The 15,762-nt window shown below is 67.3% G+C and carries 13 protein-coding genes; 11 read left to right on the top strand and 2 right to left on the bottom strand.

Annotated features, from left to right (window positions below; genetic code table 11):
* Positions 1 to 29: 29 nt before the first annotated feature.
* Positions 30 to 1,127 carry a DegT/DnrJ/EryC1/StrS aminotransferase family protein gene (locus tag F793_RS0102990; protein WP_018866982.1) on the bottom strand — a complete coding sequence of 366 codons (1,098 nt, stop codon included), beginning with the start codon at positions 1,125 to 1,127 and terminating at the stop codon, positions 30 to 32.
* Complete coding sequence (locus F793_RS0102985; RefSeq protein WP_018866981.1) at positions 1,124 to 2,137, bottom strand: Gfo/Idh/MocA family protein; 1,014 nt, start codon at positions 2,135 to 2,137, stop codon at positions 1,124 to 1,126. Before F793_RS0102985 ends, F793_RS0102990 begins: the two co-directional genes overlap by 4 nt.
* Before the next feature lie 119 nt (positions 2,138 to 2,256).
* Between F793_RS0102985 and rnhB the strand changes: the two genes are divergently transcribed.
* From rnhB to kdsA, 11 genes are all read left to right on the top strand, one after another.
* The gene (rnhB, locus tag F793_RS0102980) at positions 2,257 to 2,859 is read left to right on the top strand and encodes a ribonuclease HII (RefSeq protein ID WP_018866980.1); all 603 of its coding nucleotides are present in this window, start codon (positions 2,257 to 2,259) and stop codon (positions 2,857 to 2,859) included.
* Positions 2,856 to 6,329, top strand: a complete 3,474-nt coding sequence (dnaE, locus tag F793_RS0102975; protein WP_018882033.1) for a DNA polymerase III subunit alpha — start codon at positions 2,856 to 2,858, stop codon at positions 6,327 to 6,329. Before rnhB ends, dnaE begins: the two co-directional genes overlap by 4 nt.
* 94 nt (positions 6,330 to 6,423) lie before the next feature.
* Positions 6,424 to 7,389 carry an acetyl-CoA carboxylase carboxyltransferase subunit alpha gene (locus tag F793_RS0102970; protein ID WP_018866978.1) on the top strand — a complete coding sequence of 322 codons (966 nt, stop codon included), beginning with the start codon at positions 6,424 to 6,426 and terminating at the stop codon, positions 7,387 to 7,389.
* Between the two features lie 76 nt (positions 7,390 to 7,465).
* Positions 7,466 to 8,671 (top strand): tRNA lysidine(34) synthetase TilS, encoded by a 1,206-nt coding sequence (tilS, locus tag F793_RS0102965; RefSeq protein WP_018882034.1) that lies wholly within the window; start codon positions 7,466 to 7,468, stop codon positions 8,669 to 8,671.
* A 105-nt stretch (positions 8,672 to 8,776) separates the two neighbouring features.
* Entirely contained in the window at positions 8,777 to 9,496 is a 720-nt protein-coding gene (locus F793_RS0102960; RefSeq protein WP_018882035.1) for an ABC transporter substrate-binding protein, read from the top strand.
* Positions 9,489 to 10,079 carry a SiaB family protein kinase gene (locus F793_RS0102955; RefSeq protein ID WP_019583900.1) on the top strand — a complete coding sequence of 197 codons (591 nt, stop codon included), beginning with the start codon at positions 9,489 to 9,491 and terminating at the stop codon, positions 10,077 to 10,079. The genes F793_RS0102960 and F793_RS0102955 overlap by 8 nt, the downstream gene beginning before the upstream one ends.
* Complete coding sequence (locus tag F793_RS0102950) at positions 10,079 to 10,471, top strand: DUF1987 domain-containing protein (RefSeq protein WP_018866974.1); 393 nt, start codon at positions 10,079 to 10,081, stop codon at positions 10,469 to 10,471. The genes F793_RS0102955 and F793_RS0102950 overlap by 1 nt, the downstream gene beginning before the upstream one ends.
* A gap of 59 nt (positions 10,472 to 10,530) precedes the next feature.
* Positions 10,531 to 11,340, top strand: a complete 810-nt coding sequence (locus F793_RS0102945) for a GGDEF domain-containing protein (RefSeq protein ID WP_018882036.1) — start codon at positions 10,531 to 10,533, stop codon at positions 11,338 to 11,340.
* Positions 11,340 to 13,016 (top strand): SpoIIE family protein phosphatase, encoded by a 1,677-nt coding sequence (locus F793_RS0102940; RefSeq protein WP_018877455.1) that lies wholly within the window; start codon positions 11,340 to 11,342, stop codon positions 13,014 to 13,016. Before F793_RS0102945 ends, F793_RS0102940 begins: the two co-directional genes overlap by 1 nt.
* A gap of 105 nt (positions 13,017 to 13,121) precedes the next feature.
* The gene (locus tag F793_RS0102935) at positions 13,122 to 14,789 is read left to right on the top strand and encodes a CTP synthase (protein WP_018875547.1); all 1,668 of its coding nucleotides are present in this window, start codon (positions 13,122 to 13,124) and stop codon (positions 14,787 to 14,789) included.
* Positions 14,790 to 14,853: 64 nt separating this feature from the next.
* Positions 14,854 to 15,696 carry a 3-deoxy-8-phosphooctulonate synthase gene (kdsA, locus tag F793_RS0102930; RefSeq protein WP_018882037.1) on the top strand — a complete coding sequence of 281 codons (843 nt, stop codon included), beginning with the start codon at positions 14,854 to 14,856 and terminating at the stop codon, positions 15,694 to 15,696.
* The last annotated feature ends 66 nt before the right edge of the window (positions 15,697 to 15,762 follow it).

Genomic DNA, 15,762 nt, shown 5'->3' with positions numbered 1-15,762 from the left:
GGCTCCAGTCGGCGCGGGGCGGGGTGGCGTCATGCGAGGGCTTCGCGGATCTTCCCGCAGATCATGTCGATGGTCGCGTCCTCGAGTTCCGGGAACACGGGCAGCGACAGGCAGCGCGCGGCGATGTCTTCGGTGACGGGCAGCGATTCCGGGCGATTCTTCAGGTCGGCGAAGGCCTTCTGCTGGTGCAGGGGCACCGGGTAGTAGATCGCGCAGGCGACCTCGGCGGCCTTGAGGGCCTCCATGATGGTATCGCGGTGATCGGTCAGCAGCGTGTACTGGTGGTAGACGTGGGTCCCGATACCGTCCTCGAAGGGCACCTCCACGGGCAGGCCGGCCAGGCCGTCGCGGTAGCGCGCGGCGACCCGGCGGCGCTCCGCGTTGTAGGTATCGATGTGCGGCAGCTTCACCCGAAGGATCGCGGCCTGCATCTCGTCCAGCCGGCTGTTGTAGCCGATCTCGTCGTGGTAGTAGCGCTCGCTGGAACCGTGATTGCGCAGACGGCGCAGGGCCTCGGCGGACGACGGGCAGCTGGTGGTGACCAGGCCGCCGTCGCCGAAGGCCCCGAGGTTCTTGCTGGGGAAGAACGAGAAGCAGCCGAAGGCATTGCCCGCACCGGTCTGCACGCCGTCGACCGTCGCGCCAAAGGACTGCGCACAGTCCTCCACGATCATCACCTTGTGCTTCTCGGCGATGGCCTGCAGGCGTGGCATGTCGGCTGGCTGGCCGAACAGGTGCACCGGCAGGATCGCCCGGGTGCGTTCGGTGATCGCAGCCTCTACCTGATCCGGATCGATGTTGAAGGTGCGCGGGTCGATGTCCACAAAGATCGGGTCGGCCCCGACGTAGCGGATGGCCTCGGCCGTGGCGATGAAGGTGAACGGGGTGGTGATGACCTCGTCACCCGGGCCGATCCCGGCCGCGGCCAGGGCCAGATGCAGGGCATCGGTGCCCGACGCGCAGGTGATCGCGTGCTCGACGCCGAGGTAGTCGGCCAGTTCCTGTTCCAGGGTCTGCACATTGGGGCCCAGGATGAAACGGGCGCCGGCCAGCACGTCCTGAAGGGCGGCATCGATTTCGGGGCGCAGGCTCTGGTACTGGCGCTGCAGGTCGACCATCGGGATCACGGCTTGACTCCTGTGGGGTTCGCATCGAGGTGGCTGTGCGGGCCGTCGGCCCGGCTCATGATGTTCAGGTTTTCATAGACCAGGTCGGTGATGCGGCTGGCCGTCTCCAGAGCGCGCTGGCCGTCGCGGCCGCTGACGACGACCGGACCCTGGCCGCGGACCGCGGCCACGAAAGCCTGGATCTCGGCGAGCAGGGCATCGGCCTCGTCGAACACGCTCTCCTCGCGATGGATGGCCGGGGCGCCGGTCTCCGGATCGGGGTCACCGATATGGTTCAGCGACAGGATGCGATTCTGGAAGTCGACGGATGCGTAGGCATGCGACTGGAAGATGCGCATGCGGCGCTCGGACTTGGTGCTGATGCGGCTGGAGGTGACATTGGCGACGCAGCCGTTCGCGAACTCCAGGCGGGCGTTGGCGATGTCGATGTCGCCGGTCAGCACCCGGGCACCGGAGGCGCGGATCTCGGTCAGCGGCGCGTCCACCAGCGACAGGATGATGTCGATGTCGTGGATCATCAAGTCCAGGACGACCGAGACATCGGTGGCGCGCGGCTTGTAGGGCGCCAGGCGGTGGGACTCGATGAATCGGGGATGCAGCGGGCTCTCGGTCAGTCGGCGCAGGGCGGCATTGAAGCGTTCCAGATGCCCGACCTGGAGTACCACGCCCTGCTTCTCGGCGATCCGGTTCAGGGCCTCGGCCTGCTCCAGGGTCGCGGTGATGGGCTTCTCCACGAGCACGTGGCAGCCGGCCTCGAGGAAATCGCGGGCGATGTCGTAGTGAAGGGTGGTGGGGGCGGCGATGGAAACCGCATCGACCTGCCCGATCAGGGCACGATGATCGGTCTCCGCACGGCAGTCGTTGTCGGCCGCCACGCGTTGGGCGGTTTCGGGGTCGGCGTCGACCACGGCCACCAGTTCGGTATCGGGGAGCGCAGCGTACTTGGCGGCATGCCATCTGCCGAGGTGGCCCACGCCGATGGCGGCGCAGCGTAACGGGGATTGGGACATGGGTAGGCTCGGATCCGGAGGGGGTGTGCTAGGATTTTCGGCGCTATTGTAACGGATCCCCGGCGCGGCGCATGGTCGCGTTCGGATGATTGCCCGCAGTTCACCGTGGTGGAGACTCCATGACAGAGGCAGCGCAGCGCCACGTCGCCGGCGTGGACGAGGTCGGGCGCGGGCCGCTGGCCGGGCCGGTGGTCGCGGCGGCCGTGATTCTGCCGCAGGACTACGCCTGTCCCGGCCTGACCGACTCCAAAAAGCTGAGTGCCCGGCGCCGGGAGGCGCTGGACGTACAGATCCGCGCGGATGCACTGGCGTGGTCGCTGGGGCGGGCCGAGGCCGCGGAGATCGACACACTGAATATCCACCGCGCCACTCTGCTGGCGATGCAGCGAGCCGTGGCCGGTCTGGCCCTGGCACCCGCGCACCTGCTGGTCGACGGGCGCTTTACCCCCGAGGGGCCCTGGACGGCCGAGGCCATCGTCGGCGGGGACGGTTCGGTGGCGGCCATCAGTGCAGCCTCGATCATCGCGAAGGTGGCCCGCGACGGCTGGTTGCGTGAACTCCACGGCGACTACCCCGAGTACGGCTTTGACCGGCACTCGGGCTATCCGACGGTGGCCCATCGCGAGGCCCTGGAGCGCCTGGGTCCGTGTCCCCAGCACCGGCGCAGCTTCGGGCCCGTAGCGCGTGCCATCGCCGCGCGGGAGCAGGAGGCCGGCGCATGAGCGAAGCCCATCCCGGCTTCGTGCACCTGCGGGTGCATTCGGAGTACTCCCTGGTCGACGGCCTGGTGCGGCTGAAGCCGCTGGTGAAGGCCGTCGTCGATGGCGGCATGCCGGCCGTCGCGGTCACCGATCATTGCAACCTGTTCGGGCTGGTGAAGTTCTACCGCGCCGCGATCGCACAGGGCGTGCAGCCGATTATCGGGGCGGACGTGCTGGTACGCGATGCGCGCGCCGACGGCAGCCTGGCACGGATGACGCTGCTGGCGCAGAACGATCCCGGCTACCGCAACCTGACGCGGCTGATCTCGCGGGCCTGGCAGGAAGGCCAGGAGAAGGGGATCCCGCGGGTGGACTGTGCCTGGCTGGACGCGGCGGCCGAGGGCCTGATCGCGCTGTCGGGGGGCATCGACGGGCTGTTCGTGAACGGTTCAGGGACCGCCCGCGCCCTGCTGGCCGAGGATCTGGAACCCTGGATGCGGCGCTTCCCGGGGCGCTTCTATCTCGAACTGGTGCGCTCGGACCGGCCGGGCGAGGAGGCCTGGATCGAGCAGGCCCTGGCCGCGGCCGAGGCCTTCGACCTGCCGGTGGTGGCGACCAACGATGTCCGTTTCCTGCGTCCGGAAGATTTCGAGGCCCACGAGGCCCGGGTCTGCATTCACGACGGCGTGACCCTCGATGATCCGCGGCGGCCGCGGCGCTATTCGGAGGCGCAGTACCTGCGTTCGCCGGAGGAGATGGCGGAGCGGTTCGCGGATATTCCCGAGGCCCTGGCCAACAGCGTCGCGATCGCGCGGCGCTGTTCGGTCAGTCTGACCCTGGGCGAATCGGTGCTGCCGGACTTCCCGGTGCCCGAGGGGTACACGGTGGAGGATCACCTGCGCGAGACCTCGGCGAGGGGTCTGGCCGCCCGCCTGGAGCGCTTCTGCTTCGCGCCGCAGGAGGACTACGAGGCGCGGCTGCAGCGGGAACTGGACGTGATCTGCCAGATGGGGTTCCCCGGGTACTTCCTGATCGTGGCGGATTTCATCCAGTGGGCCAAGGACAACGGCATCCCCGTGGGCCCGGGCCGTGGCTCGGGCGCGGGCTCGCTGGTGGCGTATGCGCTGGGTATTACCGACCTGGATCCATTGCGTTACGAGCTTCTCTTCGAGCGGTTTCTGAATCCCGAACGCGTCTCCATGCCCGACTTCGATGTCGATTTCTGCATGGAGAAGCGCGACGACGTGATCGACTACGTCGCCGAACGCTACGGTCGCGACAAGGTGTCGCAGATCATCACCCACGGGACCATGGCCGCGAAGGCCGTGGTGCGCGATGTCGGGCGCGTGCTGGGCCATGGCTACGGCTTCGTCGACCGGATCGCCAAGCTGATCCCGTTCGAACTGGGCATGACCCTGCAAAAGGCCCTGACCGAGAGCGAGGACCTGAAGGCGCTGTACGACGAGGACGAGGAGGTCCGCGCGATCATCGACCTCGCGCAGAAGCTCGAGGGCCTGACCCGCAACGCCGGCAAGCATGCGGGCGGGGTGGTGATCGCACCCTCCGCGCTGACCGATTTCTCGCCGCTGTACTGCGAAGACGATGGCGGATCGCTGGTGACCCACTTCGACAAGGACGATGTCGAGGCGGTCGGCCTGGTCAAGTTCGACTTCCTCGGCCTGCGTACGCTCACCATCATCGACTGGGCGGTCGAGAACGTCCGCAAGATGGATGCCGAGGAGCGGGTCGACCTGGACGCGATCCCGCTGGATGATCCGGACACCTTCCGCCTGTTGAAGGATTACCAGACCACCGCGGTGTTCCAGCTGGAATCCGGCGGGATGAAGGATCTGATCAAGCGTCTGCAGCCCGACAGCTTCGAGGAGATCATCGCGCTGGTGGCGCTCTACCGGCCGGGGCCATTGCAGTCGGGCATGGTGGACGACTTCATCGACCGCAAGCACGGTCGTGCCCAGGTCGAGTACCCGCATCCGGATCTGGAACCGATCCTGAAGCCGACCTACGGCGTCATCCTGTACCAGGAGCAGGTGATGCAGATTGCCCAGGTGCTGGGCAACTACACCCTGGGTGGCGCGGACCTGCTGCGGCGCGCGATGGGCAAGAAAAAGCCCGAGGAGATGGCCAAGCAGCGCGAGATCTTCCTCGAGGGCGCACTCGGACGCGGGGTCGACGAAGGGGTCGCGACCTACATCTTCGATCTGATGGAGAAGTTCGCGGGCTACGGCTTCAACAAGTCGCACTCGGCGGCGTATGCCCTGGTCGCCTACCAGACGGCGTGGCTCAAGGCGCATTATCCGGCGCCCTTCATGGCGGCGGTGCTGTCCGCGGACATGGACAACACCGACAAGGTCGTCGGGCTGATCGAGGAATGCCGCAACATGGGGCTGGAAGTCCTGCCGCCGGACGTGAACCAGTCCGATTACCGCTTTACCTGCCGCGACGCGCAGACCGTCGTCTACGGCCTGGGGGCGATCAAGGGTGTGGGCGAGTCCGCGATCGATACGCTACTGAAGGCGCGCGGGCAGGGCGGCGACTTCCACGGGCTGGTGGACCTGTGTCAGCGGGTGGATCTGGGCAAGCTGAACAAGCGCGTGCTGGAGACGCTGGTGCGTGCCGGGGCCATGGACGGTCTGGGCGCGAATCGCGCGACGCTGCTGAACGATATCCCCATGGCCGTGGCGGCCGCGGAGCAAACGGAGCGCAACGCCAGCCTGGGGGTAGTCGACCTGTTCGGCGACCCGGCCGCGGCCGTCATCCCGGAGAGCGCGACCCTCGAGGAGATGGAGGATGACGAACGCCTGCGGGGCGAGAAGGACACCCTGGGGCTCTATCTGACCGGTCACCCGGTGGAGCGCTATCGGGCGGAGCTGCTGCGCCTGACCGGGACCACCCTGCAGGCCCTGGAGGCCAAACTGGAGGATCGCCCCGACGAGACGCAGGGCCAGAAATGGCGCGGTAAGCAGGAGACCGTGCGCATAGCGGGCCTGATTGTCGGCGTGCGCGTGCGCAACACGCAGAGCGGGCGCATGGGGATCGTTACCCTGGATGACCGCAGCGGGCGGGCCGAGGTGGTGCTGTTCAACGACGACTTCACCCAGTACAAGGACCGCCTGGAACCGGACGCGCTGCTGGTCGCGGAAGGCACCGTCACGCTGGACGACTATGCCGGGGGTACCCGCATGCGGGCGCGGGCCGTCTACAGCCTGGACGAGGCGCGCGCGCAGTGGGCGCGGGCGCTGCACCTGTGCCTGGAGGGCGTGGTGCCGGAACAGGTCGCCCACCTGCGAGGGCTGATGGAGGCGCATCGCGAGGGGCCCTGCCGTGTGCACATGTGCTACCGCCGGGATGGGCTGGAGGCCGATATCAGCCTGCCGGAGGGCTGGACGATCCGGCCGGACGAACGCCTGTTGCGCGGCATCCAGCAGTCGCTGGGGCCGGACTGCGAGGCGCAGGTGCTGTACGGTCGATAGACCGCTGCGCATCGGCACGGGAGCGGCGCGCGCCGCGATTGGTTACAATTCGCGTCTTTCGCTGGCCTCTACCAACAAGCCTTCGGGACTCTGCATGAATCCGGACTTTCTCGACTTCGAACAGCCCATTGCCGAACTGGAGGCGAAGATCGGCGATTTGCGCTATGTCGGCGACGACGCCGAGGTCAACATCCAGGAAGAGATCCAGCGCCTGGAGGACAAGTGCCGGTCGCTGACCGAGAGCATCTTCGCCAAGCTCACGCCGTGGCAGGTCGCGCAGATGTCGCGGCATCCGCGGCGTCCCTACACGCTGGACTACATCCCCGATCTGTTCGACGAGTTCGAGGAGCTGCACGGGGACCGCGCTTTTGGCGACGACCCGGCGATTGTGGGCGGGGTGGCGCGTCTGGATGGTCGCCCGGTGATGCTGATCGGCCATCAGAAGGGGCGCCAGACGCGGGACAAGGTGTACCGCAACTTCGGCATGCCGCGGCCAGAGGGGTATCGCAAGGCCCTGCGCCTGATGGAGATGGCCGAGCGCTTCCGCATGCCGGTGCTGACCTTCATCGATACCCCCGGCGCCTATCCGGGCGTCGGTGCGGAAGAGCGCGGGCAGAGCGAGGCCATCGCGCGCAACCTGCGGGTGATGGCGCGCCTGGATACGCCCATCATCGCCACGGTGATCGGCGAGGGCGGATCCGGCGGGGCGCTGGCCATCGGCGTCGGGGACGCCACGCTGATGCTGCAGTATTCGACGTATTCGGTCATCTCGCCCGAGGGCTGTGCCTCCATCCTCTGGAAGAGCGCGGAGAAGGCCTCGGAAGCGGCCGAGGCGCTGGGAATCACCTCCGAGCGCCTGAAGGAGCTGGGGCTGGTGGACCGGATCGTGCCGGAACCTCTGGGCGGTGCCCATCGCGACCCGGAGGCGATGTCGACGCGCCTGCGTACCGCGCTCCTGGAGACCCTGGACGGCCTCGAGGGACTGGATCCGGGCAAGCGTCTCGAGCGGCGCTATCGCCGCCTGATGGACTACGGTGCCTTCCAGGAAGCCGCTTCCTGAGCGGGGCGCCCCGGCGCCCGATCCCGTAGCCACCGCGCTGCGGGCATTTCTCGACCCCCCTCCTGCCCGCCGGCGCGTGCGCATTGCCTTCAGTGGCGGCCTGGACTCCACCGTCCTGCTGCACGCGGCGGTGCGTCTGGGCATTCCCGGTCTCGAGGCCATGCACGTGGACCACGGTCTGCGGGCCGACTCCGGGCGCCAGGCCGAGCATTGCCGTGCGGTGGCCCGGGCGCTGAACTGCCCGTTCCGGACCTGCAGGCTGGAACCGCTTGATCCGCGCCCGTCGGGGCTGGAGGCCGCCGCGCGCGAGGCGCGCTACATAGCATTGCGCGACGGGCTGGAGGAGACGGATATCCTCCTCGCCGCGCAGCACGCGGACGATCAGGCCGAGACCTTCCTGTTGGCGGCCCTGCGCGGCAGTGGACCCGACGGGTTGCGGGGGATGCGCCCACTGCGACGGGAAGGGGCCACCTGGCTGGGCCGGCCGCTGCTGGACCTTCCCCGGGCGGCGCTGGTCGAGTATGCCCGGCGCGAGGGTCTCGACTGGTACGACGATCCGAGCAATCGCGATGCGCGCTTTGATCGCAATTTCCTGCGCCAGTCGGTCCTGCCGCTGTTGCGCGAACGCTTCGGGAGTGTGACCGGCCTGGCGCGGGCCGCCGGCTGGCAGCGGGAGGTCGCCGGTCAGCTGCGGACGCATTTCGCCGATCACATGGAGGCGGCACGGGACCCGGAGTCCGGTGGGCTGGACCTTGCTCACGTGCGCAGGCTGGATAACGGGTCCGCCCGCGGGCTGGTGCGGCACTGGCTGCAGGCACAGGGGCTGCGGCCGCCGGGTCACGCACGCCTGGGGGAATTCCTGCGCCAGGTGGTGGCGGACAACCCCGACGCCAGCCCGCGGGTGGAATGGGAAGACGGCTGGATGCGCCGCTACCGCGATCAACTATGGGCCGGGCCGCGGCAGGAGGGGCGCGAAGGGCAGAAGCCTCCGCCCGATCAGGAGTGGCCCGCGGACCAGCCGGAACTGCGGCTCGCGGACGGGCGGCGCCTGACGCGTTCGGGCCTGCGGAAGCTCGGCGTCGCGCCCGATGCCCCCCTGACCGTTAGCTATCGCCGTGGGGGCGAGCGGGTCGCGACGCCGGCCGGCCACCGCCCGCTGAAGAAGCTGATGCAGGAGCGCGGGATCCCGCCCTGGGCGCGTCAGCGGATTCCGTTGTTGCGTCAGGCGGATGGCGTGATTGTCGCAGTCCTCTGGCCGGACCGAGCTAACGCGCGGAGTTGACGGAGCCGTCCGAATCGGACAATTCTTGGGCCGTCTTCATGGGTTTCGGGTGAGCGGCACGTGACAGGTTTCGCGGCACAGTGCGGGCGACGTACGGGCACAGCCTTGCTGGCGGCCGCGGCGTTTCTGGCGGCGCCGCTGGCAGCCGACACGTTAACGCTGACCACCGAGAGCTATCCCCCCTTCAATTTCGAGACCGAATCCGGGGAGCTGGACGGGATCTCCGTCCGCGTGATGGATCAGCTCCTGGAGGCCGCGGGAGTGGACGCGGAGATCCGGCTCCTGCCCTGGAGCCGCGCCTATGCCGAGGCCCAGTCGGTCCCCGGTACCTGCGTCTTTTCAACGACGCGCACGCAGGAGCGCGAGGATCTGTTTACCTGGGTCGGCCCCCTGGTCGAGAACCAGTGGCATGCATTCGTGCTGGAGGGGTCGGACGTAAATGCATCGTCCCTGGCCGAACTGGAGCGTTACCGCGTGGGCGGCTATCGCGACGATGCCGTGGCCCTGCATGTCGAACGTCAGGGGATTCCGGTGGATACCGCCCCCAATGATCGGCTGAACGCGCGCAAGCTGGCGGCCAACCGGATCGATGTCTGGGTGAGCGGTGAGCACCTCGCGCCCTGGTATGCGCGCCTGGAAGGGATCGGGGAACTCGAATCCCTGTTCGCGTTCAACGATACGGTGATGTCGCTCGCCTGCCACCCGGAGACCGAGCGCGGACCGCTGGACCGCATGCAGGAAGAACTGGATGCGATGCGCACCGACGGACGCTACGCGGCGATCGTCGAGGCCGTACTGAACAGCAATGGAGAGCGAGATGAGTGAGGCAGCCGAGGCGCAGGCGGCGTCATCGACCCTGATTGCCGAAGAGGTGCTGGGGTTTCAGCGCAACATGACCCGGCGCGGCATCATCTTTTCGTTCACCGGTTACATCTCCGAGGGCATCCTGAAGGCCCTGGGCGATGCGCTGCGCCAGAAGATCCGGCTCGAATCCACCGACACGAAGACCGTGAACCGGGTCTTTTCGGTCTTTGTCGAGCAGGTGCAGAACATCATCCGGTATTCGGCCGAACGCATCGAGCACGATGACGAGCCCCCCGTCGAGCTGAGTTCCGGGATGATCACGGTCGGTTCGGAGAACGGCCGCTTCTTCGTCATCTGCGGCAATGTCATCGGGCGCAAGGACGCCGACACCCTGGCGGCGCGCCTGCGCGAACTGGCCGCGATGGACAGCGACGAGCTGCGTCGCTTCTACAAGGAAAAACTGCGCGAGCCGCCGGACGAGGGCAGCAAGGGCGGCAGTATCGGCCTGATCGAGATCGCACGGCGGGCGAGCGAACCGATCCAGTTCGATTTTCAGCATATTTCCGATGCCCAATCCTACTTTGTCCTGAAGGCCTACATCTGATGGCAGTCGTCGAGACCATTGAACACGAGGCAACCGACCGGACCCCCGCGGTGCAGTTCGATTTCGCGGCCGGGCAGTACCGACTGTCGGGGGAGTCGTATCCGGAAGATGCGGCGAACTTCTACGGCCCCCTGACCCAGGGGCTGCGCCAGGCAATCGAGGACCGCGCCAGCGACGAGGTGGAATTCACGGTGGAAATGATCTATTTCAATTCGTCCACCGCGAAGGCCCTGATGAACATGTTCCAGATCCTGGAAGACGGGGCGGAGGCCGGGCTGAAGGTCCGTATCAACTGGTGCTATCACGAGGATGACGAAACCATGGAGGAGTTCGGCGAGGATTTCTCCGAGGACTTCCAGCACGCCGACTACCGCATGTGTCCGCTGACATGACCGCCCCCTCTCGTGACGACTCCATGAAACCCTCCAGCCGGCCCCGCGACGGGCAGGAGATGGACGAGGGCCTGGCCGACTTTTCCCTGTTCGAGCAGGAAAAGGCCATCATGCAGCGTTCCGAGCAGATGCTGGAGGCGCTGGACGCAGTGGCCGACGGGGTGAAGGTGCTCGCCAAGGCCTATTCCGAGAGCTACCGCGCGCAGCGGCGCATGATGCGCATGAGCGATCGCATGCAGGCGGATCTCCAGGATGCCAACCGGCAGCTGCGCGAACAGGCCGAACACCTGGCCCAGCTCAACAATGCCCTGTCCGACGAGGTCCGCGAACGCGAGCGCCTGACGGCCGAGCTGGAGCGCCTGGCGCTGGAGGACGCCCTGACCGGCCTGTTCTCGCGCCGCCGCGTGATCGACTGTGTCGAGGGCATGGCCGACAGCGTGGGTGACGCGTCGCACTCGCTCGCGGTGATGATGCTGGATCTCGACGACTTCAAGACCCTCAACGATACCCATGGCCATGCCGCCGGGGACTTCGCGCTGGAAAGCTTTGCCGAGATCCTGCGCGGCGAACTGGGGGCGGAACAATACGCGGGGCGCATGGGCGGGGAGGAATTCCTCATCGTGGCCGCGGACCTGGACGTCGAGGCCGCCCTGGCCCTGGCCGAAAGGATCCGCTCGGCGGTGGAGAACGCCCGCCTGCACTGGAAGGACGAGCCGCTGTCCCTGGCGGTATCGATCGGGCTGGTGGTGACCACGAACCCCTGGCCGGATGCCGGCGAACTGGTCGCGCTCGCCGACGACCTGCTGTATCGCGCCAAGAACGAGGGGCGCAACCGTGTCATCGTGCAGACGCACGGCGACCACGGATGATGCCGGAGACCCGGCGCCGCAACCGGAGCCTCGTTGCCAAGCTGGCGGTCGCCACGCTGCTGGCCGCGCTTGCGCTCAGCCTCCTCAGTAGCGCCTACGTCATTGCCTCCGACTGGAATGCCTTCCGGGCCGAGACCCAGGCCCAGGTCGATCGTCTGCAGCGTCTGGTCGAGCCGCCCGCGGCGGAGGCCGCCTTTCAGTTGAGCGCCGATCAGGCCGACTCGCTGGTCCAGGGCCTGCTCGTCTTCGACGAGATCCGGCGGGTGGAGATCCTCGACGATTTTGGCAATACTCTGGCCGAGGACGAACGGGCGGCGGAGGCCGCGTCCGGGGACTGGGCGCAGTGGCTTTTTGGCGACCTGCGGGCACACGAGCTTGAACTCACGCATCCGGGAACCCGGGGCAACGTTCAGGGCGTGGGGCAGCTGCGCATGGAGCTGGACCCCGGTGTCCTGGGGCGGATCTTCGTGGCGCGCCTGCAGACCGGGGTCGTGACCAGCGTGACCCAGGCCGTGATCGTCTCGCTGGTCGTCGTGGTGCTGTTCTACTTCCTCATGCTGCGTCCGATGCTGAAGATCTCCCGCGCCGTGGCGGATACTGATCCGGACCAGCCAGCCCATTGGCCCATGCCCCGCCTGGGGCATCACGAGAATGACGAGCTGGGGGCCCTGGGGCGTTCGCTGGACCGCTTGCTGCGCGCCTTCCAGGAGGGACTGGATGCGCGCGACGGGGCCCGCGGAGAGCTGAAGGCGCTGAACGCCGATCTGGAGCGCCGTGTGGAGGAGCGCACCCGACAGCTGGAAGACGAAAAGGCCGAGACCGAACGGGCGATGGCCCAGGTGGACGAGGCCAACCGGGAACTGGAGCGCAGTAACCGCCTGGTGGTGGAGAGCATTCGCTATGCCCGGCGCATCCAGACCGCGATGCTGCCGGACAAGCACGCCCTGGACGGACATCTGGACGAGGTGCAGATCTACTGGGAGCCGCTGCACCTGGTCGGCGGGGACTATTTCTGGGTCGAGGCCATCGACGGCCACAGCATCCTGGTGGTGGCGGACTGTACCGGGCATGGCGTCCCGGGGGCGTTCATCACGCTGGTGGTGGCGTCGGCGCTGGACCGCATCCTGCACGAACACCGTCTGCTGGAACCCTCCGCGATCCTGCGCGAGATGGACCGGCTGGTGCGTTCACGGCTGCGTCAGGACGGTCAGGATTCGGATTCGGATGACGGGCTGGAGGCCGCGGTATGCGTCTATCGGCCGGAAGACCGGATGCTGGCCTTCGCCGGGGTCGGGCTGCCCCTGATGATCGAACGCGGTGGCGAGATCGAGGAAATCCGCGGCGTGCGCGGGGGGCTCGGCTACCGCAGCCTGGAGCCCGCGCAGCCGGTCGACCACGAGGTGCCGGTGGAGCCGGGAACCGAATTCTTCCTGATCACCGACGGTGCGCATGATCATGTCGGGGGCGAGCCGCCACGCTTGTTCGGGCGCCGTCGGCTGCGCCAGGTCCTGGCCGAGAAGAGTGGCCGCGATCTGTCCGCCAAGATCGACGCTGTCGTGCGTGTGCTGGAGGATTATCGCGACGGAGAACCCCGGCGCGACGACATGACCCTGGTGGCCTTCCGCCCGCTGGCACGGGGTTCCCGGAACGAGGTGTTGCCCCCGCCTTCCGATTGAGCAGGGGCGGGTGCTCTGGTACTCTTTCAGGCGTTTTCCGCCCACCCCGCGTGCCAGGTTCGCGCCGGGACGGGGCGCTTGTCAGCTCCCAGCCAGGTTTCCCGCATGACGCGTTTTGTTTTCATCACCGGAGGCGTGGTCTCGTCTCTGGGCAAAGGTATTGCATCCGCCTCGCTGGGGGCGATCCTCGAGGCCCGCGGGCTCAAGGTGACCCTGCTCAAGCTGGATCCGTACATCAACGTCGATCCGGGCACCATGAGCCCGTTTCAGCACGGCGAGGTCTTCGTCACCGACGACGGCGCCGAGACCGACCTGGACCTGGGGCATTACGAGCGCTTCGTGCGCATCCGTACCTCGCGGCGCAACAACTTCACCACCGGCCAGATCTACGAGAACGTGATCCGCAAGGAACGCCGCGGGGACTACCTCGGCGGTACCGTGCAGGTGATCCCGCATATCACGGACGAGATCAAGCGCTCCATCCACGAAGGGGCGGGCGATGCCGACATCGCGCTGATCGAGATCGGCGGTACCGTGGGCGACATCGAGTCCCTGCCGTTTCTCGAGGCGATCCGCCAGATGGGCGTGGAACTCGGCCACGAGAATGCCCTGTTCATGCACCTGACGCTGGTCCCGTATATCGAGGCCGCGGGCGAGATCAAGACCAAGCCAACCCAGCACTCGGTCAAGGAACTGCGTTCCATCGGGATCCAGCCGGATATCCTGCTGTGCCGCTCGACCCAGGCAATCCCGGACGGCGAGCGGCGCAAGATCGCGCTGTTCACCAACGTCGAGGAGAAGGCGGTCATCTCGGCGGTGGACGTGGACAACATCTACAAGATCCCGCTCTGGCTGCATTCGCAGAAGCTCGACGAGATCGTGCTGCGCAAGCTGCATATCGAGGCGCCGCAGGCGGATCTCTCGGACTGGAAACACGTGGTCAATGCCATGGAGTTCCCGGAGTCGGAGATCACCGTCGGCATGATCGGCAAGTACGTGGACCTGACCGAATCCTACAAGTCCGTGAACGAGGCCCTGACCCATGCCGGGGTACAGGTCGGCACCCGCGTCCGGATCCGCTATCTCGACTCGGAGAAACTGGAAGGCGCCGAGAACGAGGCCGCACGGGAACTCGAGGGCCTGGATGCCATCCTGGTGCCGGGCGGCTTCGGCGAGCGCGGCGTGGAGGGCAAGATCGCCGCGGTGCGCTACGCACGCGAACACGACGTGCCCTATCTCGGGATCTGCCTCGGCATGCAGGTCGCGGTGATCGAGTTCGCGCGCGATGTCGCGGGCCTGGAAGGCGCGCACAGCACCGAATTCGCGCCCGATACCCCGCATCCGGTGATCGCGCTCATTACCGAGTGGCAGGATCAGGAAGGCCGTATCGAGCGGCGCGATGCCGACAGCGACCTGGGCGGCACCATGCGCCTGGGAGCCCAGAGTGCGCGGCTGTCGTCCGGTTCGCGCATTGCCGAGGCCTATGGTCGCGAAAAGGTGGAAGAACGCCACCGCCATCGCTTCGAGTTCAACAACGCCTACCGCGAACGGCTGGAGGCGGCCGGGCTGCGCATCTCGGGCGTGTCGGAATCCGGCGAACTGGTGGAGGCCGTGGAACTCCCGGGGCATCCGTGGTTTGTCGGCTGCCAGTTCCACCCGGAGTTCACCTCCACGCCGCGCGATGGCCACCCGCTGTTCACCGGTTTTGTGCGTGCCGCCCGGGACTACCAGGAAGCGCGCGAACCCGAAACCACCACGGCGCTGACGGAATAGGGCGCCGATACACGATTTTTCGCGGCCGTGCCCGGAGGGTGGCGGCCGCCGTACAGGACAGGACATGCAGCTTTGTGGTTTTGAAGTCGGCCTCGACCGGCCCTTTTTTCTGATTGCCGGACCCTGCGTCATCGAGTCCGAGGCCATGGCGCTGGAGACGGCCGGGGCCCTGAAGGCGATGGCGGATGACCTGGGCATCCCGTTCATCTACAAGTCGTCGTTCGACAAGGCCAACCGGTCGTCCACCCGGAGCTTCCGCGGCCTGGGCATGGCCGAGGGTCTGCGCATCCTCGACAAGGTGAAATCGGAGATCGGCGTGCCGGTACTGACCGACGTGCACGAGGACACGGCGCTGGACGAGGTCGCCAGCGTAGTGGATGTGTTGCAGACGCCGGCGTTCCTCTGCCGTCAGACCAACTTCATCCAGAATGTCGCGCGCCAGGGGCGTCCGGTGAATATCAAGAAGGGCCAGTTCCTCGCACCCTGGGACATGGGCAATGTCGTCGACAAGGCGCGCGAGGCGGGCAATGACCAGATCATGGTCTGCGAGCGCGGGGTTTCGTTCGGCTACAACACCCTGATCTCCGACATGCGCGGCTTGGCCCAGATGCGCCAGACCGGGTGCCCGGTAATCTTCGACGCGACCCATTCGGTGCAGCAGCCGGGTGGGCAGGGCGCGTCCTCCGGTGGCCAGCGCGAGTTCGTACCGGTGCTCGCGCGCGCCGCGGTGGCGGCCGGGGTCTCCGGGCTGTTCATGGAGACCCACCCGGATCCCGAGAGGGCCCTGTCGGATGGCCCCAATGCGTGGCCGCTGCCAAAGATGGCCGAACTGCTGCAGACGCTGAAGGCGCTGGACGCCGCGACCAAGGCGCAGCCGTTCGCGGAGGCGGAATACGGCCTCGGCTGACCCCCGATTTTTCGATAATGCGTCCCGGGCGGCTCCGTCCGGGCGGGTACTTTTCAAGGAGAGAGC

It is taken from the genome of Thioalkalivibrio sp. ALE22, assembly GCF_000381445.1.
Lineage (GTDB): Bacteria > Pseudomonadota > Gammaproteobacteria > Ectothiorhodospirales > Ectothiorhodospiraceae > Thioalkalivibrio.
Note: the sequence above shows the minus strand (reverse complement) of the source record. Positions and strands in the feature narration are given on the sequence as shown.

Excerpts from the sequence above, each read along its gene's own strand:
- F793_RS0102955 (WP_019583900.1), top strand. The coding sequence starts at position 9,489 with ATGAGTGAGGCAGCCGAGGCGCAGGCGGCGTCATCGACCCTGATTGCC.
- kdsA (WP_018882037.1), top strand. The coding sequence starts at position 14,854 with ATGCAGCTTTGTGGTTTTGAAGTCGGCCTCGACCGGCCCTTTTTTCTG.
- F793_RS0102945 (WP_018882036.1), top strand. The coding sequence starts at position 10,531 with ATGGACGAGGGCCTGGCCGACTTTTCCCTGTTCGAGCAGGAAAAGGCC.
- rnhB (WP_018866980.1), top strand. The coding sequence starts at position 2,257 with ATGACAGAGGCAGCGCAGCGCCACGTCGCCGGCGTGGACGAGGTCGGG.
- F793_RS0102970 (WP_018866978.1), top strand. The coding sequence starts at position 6,424 with ATGAATCCGGACTTTCTCGACTTCGAACAGCCCATTGCCGAACTGGAG.
- F793_RS0102985 (WP_018866981.1), bottom strand. The coding sequence starts at position 2,137 with ATGTCCCAATCCCCGTTACGCTGCGCCGCCATCGGCGTGGGCCACCTC.
- F793_RS0102935 (WP_018875547.1), top strand. The coding sequence starts at position 13,122 with ATGACGCGTTTTGTTTTCATCACCGGAGGCGTGGTCTCGTCTCTGGGC.
- F793_RS0102940 (WP_018877455.1), top strand. The coding sequence starts at position 11,340 with ATGCCGGAGACCCGGCGCCGCAACCGGAGCCTCGTTGCCAAGCTGGCG.
- F793_RS0102950 (WP_018866974.1), top strand. The coding sequence starts at position 10,079 with ATGGCAGTCGTCGAGACCATTGAACACGAGGCAACCGACCGGACCCCC.
- dnaE (WP_018882033.1), top strand. The coding sequence starts at position 2,856 with ATGAGCGAAGCCCATCCCGGCTTCGTGCACCTGCGGGTGCATTCGGAG.